The following is an 8,042-nucleotide window of genomic DNA, read 5'->3' as shown; positions in this document are numbered from 1 at the left end:
CTCTTCCAACATGCCGTTCGATCGCAGGTCGTGGCCGGATGAGCACCGACGGAGTGACGCCCGAGACATCAGCGGCTCGCAGGCCCCGCCGCCAACGCCCAGCACGAGGCCGCAGGGACCGAACCCCGTTGCTGCCTCAGTTGCTTGCGGCAGCCGTGGAGATGAACCCTTCGCAGGAGGCTCTGCGGTTCGAGGGCAGGTCTTTGTCTTACTCCGAGTTGGACGAGTGGTCGTCTCGTTTGGCTCGGGTGTTGATTGCGGACGGTGTGGGGCCGGAAGATCGGGTTGCCGTCTCGGTTCCGCGGTCCATCGAGTCCGTGTTGGCGTTGTGGGCGGTGGCGAAGTCGGGTGCGGCTTTTGTTCCGGTGGATCCGAATTATCCGGCTGATCGTGTGGCGTACATGATCGAGGATTCTGGTGTTTCGGTGGGGTTGACCGTAGAAGAGGTCGTTTCCGACCTTCCTTCGTCGGTCGATTGGAAATCGATTGATTCGCCGAAGGTCAAACAATCGCTGTCCGAGGTGTCGCGGGATCCGGTGGCCTATTCGGATCGTGTTTCGACGCTACGGGTGGAGCATCCGGCATATGTGATCTATACCTCGGGCTCGACGGGTCGACCCAAGGGTGTAGTAGTCACGCACGGTGGGCTCGGCAATTTGCTCAGTGAGCAGGTCGACAAACTCGGCGCTAAGGCACAGTCGAGGGTTCTGCACTTCGCAACACCCAGCTTCGATACGTCGCTGTTCGAATTGTTGCTCACCATCGGGTCCGGCTCGACAATGGTCATCGTCCCGCCGAGCATTTACGGTGGCGAGGAACTGGCGGAGCTGCTCGAAGCGGAGCGGGTGACCCACGTGGTGGGTACGCCCTCGATGCTGGCTTCCGTCGATCCGACGAACCTGAATTCTGTCGAGGCGGCAATCGTCGGTGGTGAGGTCTGCCCGCCCGAACTGGTCGCAAAATGGGGTCGGGGCAGAGCCTTCTTCAACGCGTACGGACCTACCGAAACCACGATCATCACGAACATAAGCCCGAATTTGGCACCCGGTGATCGGGTGAGCATCGGTGGGCCGATCCAGGGCGTTTCATCATTGGTTCTGGACTCACGCCTCCTGCCAGTACCTGTCGGGTCGACGGGAGAGTTGTATCTCGCGGGGCCGCAGGTGGCGCGTGGATACCACAACCTCAGAGGTATGACGGCCGATCGCTTCGTTGCGAATCCTTTTGGAGCTCAAGGCGATCGAATGTATCGCACGGGTGACCTGGTGCGGTGGGTAGCTGACGCCGGTGCGCGTGACCTCGAATACGTGGGGCGCTCGGATTCGCAGCTGAAGATCCGCGGCTTCCGCGTCGAACTCGGCGAGATCGACGCAGTGTTGGCAAAGCACCCATCGGTGGAGTTCGTCGCGACAATCGGCCGAAAGCTCGACAACGGTGAGCACGCATTGGTGGCGTATGTACTTCCACTGACGGGTTCCGAGTTCGACGTATCGGAGCTGATCGACAACTGCAGGCGTGAACTTCCGCGTCACATGGTTCCAGCGTCGGTGATGGCAATTGACGAGATTCCGTTGACGCCCGTAGGTAAGTTGGATGTGGCGGCGTTGCCGGATCCGGTTTTCGAGTCGCGTGCGTTCCGTGAGCCTTCATCTGAGTCTGAGATGTTGGTTGCGGGTGTGTTCGGTGAGTTGCTGGGTCTCGAGCAGGTGGGGGCTGATGATGACTTCTTCGAGCTGGGTGGTAATTCGCTGATTGCAGCGAAGTTGGCGGGTCGTTTGAGTGCGGCTTTCGATGTGCGGGTTCAGGTCAAGACATTGTTCGAGTCTTCGACGGTGGCGTCGTTGGCTTCTGTGCTGGGGTCTTCGGCGGGGCGTGTGCGGGTGCCGTTGTCGGCGCAGACGCGTCCGGAGCGGGTGCCGTTGTCGTTGGCGCAGCAGCGGATGTGGTTCTTGTCGCGGTTCGATGCTGTGTCAGGTGTCAACAATATTCCGATCGTGCTGCGTTTGTCTGGCACGGTGGATATTGCAGCGTTGGGTGCTGCGGTGTCGGATGTTGTTGCGCGGCACGAAGTTTTGCGGACGGTGTATCCAGAGTTCGAGGGTGTGGGGTTCCAGCGGGTTCTTTCGGCGGATGAGTTCGAGGTGGAAGTATCGCCGGAGCTTGTCAGTGAGGCCGATTTGTTGAAGGTGTTGGCGCCGGTAGTGACTGAGGGTTTCGATGTCACTTCCGAGGTGCCGTTGCGGGTTCGTTTGTTCCAGACGGGACCGTCGGAGTTCGTGTTGGCGTTGGTGATTCACCACATTGCCGCTGACGGCGTTTCCTTGGGTCCGTTGGTGCGTGATGTGTCGGTGGCGTATGTGGCGCGTGCGGGTGGGCAGGTTCCGCAGTGGGCGCCGTTGGCGGTGCAGTATGCGGACTTCGCGTTGTGGCAGCGTGAGGTGTTGGGGTCCGAGGGTGACCCGTCGTCGTTGATGTCCGAGCAGTTGGGGTATTGGACGTCGGTGCTGGCGGGGTTGCCGGAGCGGATCGACTTGCCGGCGGATCGCCAGCGGCCGTTGGTGGCATCCAATCATGGTGCGAGTTACCAGTTTTCGGTAGACGAGCGGTTGCATCGGGCGCTCGAGCAGTTGGCGCTTGATCGCAGTGTGTCGTTGTTCATGGTGGTGCATGCGGCGTTGGCGGTGTTGCTGGCGCGACTGAGTGGTAGTGATGATGTTGTCGTGGGCTCGCCGATCGCTGGACGGGGTGAGCAGGAGCTCGATGATCTGATCGGGATGTTCGTCAACACGTTGGTGTTGCGGACGGAGGTGGATTCCTCGGAGTCGTTCTCGGAGTTGTTGGGTCGGGTTCGTGACGTCGATCTGGGGGCGTTCGGCAACGAGGATGTTCCGTTCGAGCGGTTGGTGGAGGTGCTTGATCCGGCGCGGTCGCAGGCTCATCATCCGTTGTTCCAGGTTGCGTTGTTCTTCCAGAACATGGCGCAGGGTGTCGTGGAATTGCCGGGGCTGTCGATTGCCGGTTTCGACGCCGGTGTGGAAATCGCGAAGTTCGATCTGCAGTTGACGGTGACGCCGGTGGAGGAGGACGGCGTCGGTGTGGGGATGCCGATGTCGTTGACGTATGCGACGGATTTGTTCGACGAGTCGACGGTTGTTTCGTTTGCGGAGCGGTTGGTTCGGGTTCTGGAAGCGATGGTGGCGGAGCCTGATTCGGTTGTCGGGGATGTGGAGTTGCTCGGTGAGGACGAGCGTTCGCAGGTGTTGGTGGCGGTCAATGACACTGTTCACGAGTTGACTGCTGGTGCTTTGTTGCTCGACGGGTTTGTTGCGCAGGTGGCGGCGACGCCGGGTGCGGTGGCGTTGGTGTTCGAGGGGCAGTCTCTGACGTATGTGGAGTTTGCGTCTCGGGTGAATCGCCTTGCGCGGTATTTGATTTCGGTGGGTGTGGGGCCGGAGTCGTTGGTGGCGTTGGCGATGCGCCGGTCGGTTGACCTTGTGGTGGGTATGTATGCGGTGGTTGCTGCGGGTGGGGCGTATGTGCCGTTGGATCCGGATCATCCGGTCGAGCGCAATGGTCATATTCTCGGGACTGCGTCACCGGTGTGTGTGTTGTCCACTGCTGATGACGGTGTGGTGTTGCCGGGTGAGTTCGATGTGGTGTTGATCGACGAGTTGGATGTGTCCGGGTTCTCGGATGTGCCTGTTTCCGATGCAGATCGTGTTGCGCCGCTGCGTGGTTCGAATGCTGCGTATGTGATCTTCACGTCGGGGTCGACGGGGAAGCCGAAGGGTGTGGCGGTTTCGCATGCGGCGATCGTCAATCAGATGGCGTGGATGCAGGGTCGATATCTTCTGACCGGGGCGGATGTGTATCTGCAGAAGACTGCGACGACGTTCGACGTGTCGTTGTGGGGCTTCTTCTTGCCGTTGGCGGTGGGTGCGCGGTTGGTGGTGGCCACGCATGATGGTCATCGGGATCCGGGGTATTTGGCGTCGGTGATCGCTGATCAGGGTGTGACGGTGACGGACTTCGTGCCGACGATGTTGTCGGTGTTCGCGGGGGAAGTTTCGGCGGGCCAGTTGGTTTCGTTGCGTGATGTGTTCGTTATCGGTGAGGCGTTGCCGGCGCAGACGGTGCGTGATTTCGGTGTGGTGTCGGGTGCGCGGGTTCACAACTTGTATGGTCCGACCGAGGCCGCGGTGTCGATCACGTTCGCGGATGTGACGTGCGCCGTCGATGGTGGTGTGGTGTCTATTGGTGTGCCGCAGTGGAATTCGCAGGTTTTCGTGTTGGATTCTCGTTTGCGTCCGGTGCCGGTGGGTGTTGCGGGTGAGTTGTATCTTGCGGGTGATCAGTTGGCTCGTGGGTATGTTTCTCGTCCGGATTTGTCGGCGGATCGGTTCGTTGCCAATCCGTATGGCGGCGTGGGTTCGCGGATGTATCGCACTGGGGACTTGGTGCGGTGGGGCGTTTCGGGGGAGCTCGAGTACATCGGTCGTACCGATTTTCAGGTGAAGTTCCGTGGTCAGCGGATCGAGTTGGGGGAGATCGAGTCGGCGTTGGTGGCCGATATGTCGGTGTCTGTGTCGTCGGTGGCTGTGGTGTCGACCAAGACCGGTGATCAGTTGGTGGGGTATGTGGTGCCCGCGTCGGGTGCGGTAGTTGATATTGCGGCACTGGTGGATTCGTTGGGTGCGGTGTTGCCGTCGTATATGGTGCCGTCGCAGATCATGGTGTTGGATGCGTTCCCGTTGAATGCTTCGGGGAAGTTGGATCGGAAGTTGTTGCCGGAGCCGGTGTTCGAGGTTGCGGTGTTTAGGGCTCCGGTGACGGCGGTGGAGGAGATCGTCGCGTCGGCGTTTGCCGAGGTGTTGGGTGTTGATCGTGTGGGTCTCGATGATGATTTCTTTGCTTTGGGTGGTAATTCGCTGATTGCGACGCGGGTGGCGGCTCGGTTGGGGCAGGCGTTGGATGCGCAGGTTCCGGTGCGGGTGTTGTTCGAGGCGTCGTCGGTGGAGTTGTTGGCTGCGCGGGTGGAGTCGGAGGTCGGTTCGGGTGCGCGGGCGGCGTTGACGGCGATGGTGCGTCCGGAGCGGATTCCGTTGTCGTTGGCGCAGCAGCGGATGTGGTTCTTGAACCGGTTCGAGCCGGGGTCTGCGGTGAACAATATTCCGGTGGCGATTCGGTTGTCGGGGTTGTTGGATGTGGCGGCTTTGCAGGCTGCTGTGTCGGATGTTGTTGCGCGGCATGAGGTGTTGCGGACGGTGTATCCGGAGGTCGACGGCGTCGGATACCAGCAAATCGTCTCGGTCGATCGGGTAGAGCTGGACCTGACACCGGTTCCGGTCTCGGAAGCCGACGTGATGTCGGCGGTGGTCGGATTCATGTCGAGTGGTTTCGATGTCACGGTGCAGGTCCCCGTACGCGCGCGTGTGTTTGTGGTGGCACCTGACGAGTACGTGCTGGTGTTCGTTGTTCATCACATCAGTGCGGATGGCTCGTCGATGGGCCCGATGACGCGAGATCTGATGGTTGCCTACATGGCTCGATCCGCGGACGCTGTGCCGTCGTGGGCGCCGCTGGCAGTGCAGTATGCGGATTACGCGTTGTGGCAGCGTGAGGTGTTGGGTTCGGAAGATGATGCGGCGTCGTTGATTTCGCGTCAGGTCGAGTTCTGGTCTCGGGCGTTGGCGGGGTTGCCGGACCAGTTGGTGTTGCCCTGGGATCGTCCGAGGCCTGCGGTCCAGGCATTCGACGGCGGGCAGGTTCCCGTGGTGATCGGTGCGGACCTGCATCGCCGTCTCGTGGATGTCGCGCAGCAGAACAATTCGACGCTGTTCATGGTGGTGCATGCCGCCCTGGCGGTGGTGTTGGCTCGATTGTCGGGTACAGAAGACATCACAGTCGGCACACCGATTGCCGGTCGAGGCGAGAGAGCGTTGGACGATCTGGTCGGGATGTTCGTCAACACGTTGGTGTTGCGGACATCCGTTGATGCCGGCGTTTCGTTTACTGATCTTCTCTCTCGTTCGCGTGAGGCGGATTTGGCGGCGTTTGCGCATGCGGATGTGCCGTTCGAGCGTTTGGTGGAGGTGCTCAATCCGGTTCGGTCGACGGCGTATCATCCGTTGTTCCAGGTGGGGTTGTCGTTCCAGAACTTGGCGGAGTCGACTTTCGAATTGAGTGGTTTGACGCTTTCCGGTGTCGAGTACGAGAGTGGAACTTCGCAGTTCGACCTTCACTTGATCGTGACCGACCACTATGACGGTGGGGCGGCTAGTGGAATTTCCGGCACTATGACGTTCGCGTCGGCTTTGTTCGACGAATCGACGGTGTCCGGGTTTGTGGATCAGTTCGTGCGCGTTCTGACTGCGATTGCAGACGACGTCGAAACTGTGATCGGTGATATCGATCTGCTCACCGATACAGATAAAAGCCTGGTCGAGCGAGCAGGGCACGGTGTGCGTCGTGCTGGTGTTTCGGGGACGTTGGTGGATTTGTTCGACGGGCAGGTGGTTCGTGGTGCGGATCGTGTTGCGTTGGTGTGTGGTGGTGTCGAGCTGTCGTATGGTGAGTTCGATGCGCGGGTGAATCGTTTTGCGCGGTATTTGATTTCGGTGGGTGTGGGGCCGGAGTCGTTGGTGGCGTTGGCGATGCGCCGGTCGGTTGACCTTGTGGTGGGTATGTATGCGGTCGCCAAGGCTGGTGGCGGGTATGTTCCGGTGGATCCGGATCAGCCGGCGGATCGTACGGCGTTCATTCTCGAGGCCGCTGCTCCGGTGTGTGTGGTCAGTACCTCTGATGTTGGTTTCGATGCTGGCGCGGTGCCGGTGGTCGAGGTTGATGTTGTCGATGTGTCTGGTTTTTCGGGTGCGCCTGTCTCTGATGCGGATCGTGTTGCGCCGTTGCGGCCTGAGAATACGGCGTATGTGATTTTCACGTCGGGTTCGACGGGTCGGCCGAAGGGTGTGGCGGTTTCGCATGCGGCTGTGGTGAATCAGTTGCTGTGGAAGCGTGAGGCTTTCGGTCTTGATCAGGATGATGCGGTGTTGCTCAAGACTGCGTCGACGTTCGATTTGTCGGTGTGGGAGTTTTGGTCTGCGTTGGTTTCGGGTTCTCGGTTGGTGATCGCGAAGGTCGGCGGTCAGCAGGATCCGCAGTATCTGCTCGATGTGATGGCTGTGTCGGGTGTGTCGACGTTGCATGTGGTTCCGTCGATGTTGGAGGCGTTGGCGGCCACTGGTGGTGGTGTTCTTCCGTCGGGGCTTCGTCAGGTGTTGGCGATCGGTGAGGCGTTGCCTGCTGATCTGGCGCGGCGTGTGCGTGTGGCGAATCCTGATGTGCGGTTGTTCAATTTGTATGGTCCGACGGAGGCGGCGGTGTCGGTGACCTCGCATGAGGTGACCGATGGTGATGTGTCGTCGGTGTCGATCGGGTCGGCGGAGTGGAATACGCAACTGTTGGTGTTGGATTCGCGGTTGCATCCGGTTCCGGTCGGTGTTGCGGGTGAGTTGTATCTTGCGGGTGCGCAGTTGGCTCGGGGGTATCACGGTCGGGTGGATTTGTCGGCGGAGCGTTTCGTTGCCAATCCGTATGGCGGCGCGGGTTCGCGGATGTATCGCACGGGCGATGTGGTGTCGTGGAATCGTTCGGGCGAGCTGGAGTATGTGGGGCGCAGCGATTTCCAGGTGAAGTTGCGTGGATTCCGGATCGAGCTCGGTGAGATCGAGGCGGCGTTGGTTGCTGTCGATTCGGTGGGTCAGGCGGTGGCCGTCGTGCACGAGGACGCGCACGCCGGTGAGATGTTGGTTGCGTATGTCACTGCTTCGTCCGGGTCCGATGTCGATGTCGACGTTGTTCGTGAGGTGTTGTCGGCGGGTCTGCCCTCGTACATGGTGCCGTCGCAGATTCTGGTGCTCGAGGAGTTCCCTCTCAATATCAATGGCAAGTTGGATCGGAAGTTGTTGCCGGAGCCGGTGTTCGAGGCTGCGGTGTTTAGGGCTCCGGTGACGGCGGTGGAGGAGATCGTCGCGTCGGTGTTT

General features: G+C 60.4%; 1 protein-coding gene. It reads left to right on the top strand.

What is annotated here, in order from left to right:
• Positions 1-38: 38 nt before the first annotated feature.
• On the top strand, positions 39-8,042 hold an 8,004-nt coding region (locus QM609_RS28425), incomplete at its 3' end, for a non-ribosomal peptide synthetase (RefSeq protein ID WP_283337634.1).

The sequence above is a fragment of the Rhodococcus sp. IEGM 1302 genome (assembly GCF_030056935.1).
Taxonomy (GTDB): Bacteria; Actinomycetota; Actinomycetes; order Mycobacteriales; family Mycobacteriaceae; genus Rhodococcus_F; species Rhodococcus_F qingshengii.
This window is presented reverse-complemented; position numbering and strand designations above follow the sequence as displayed.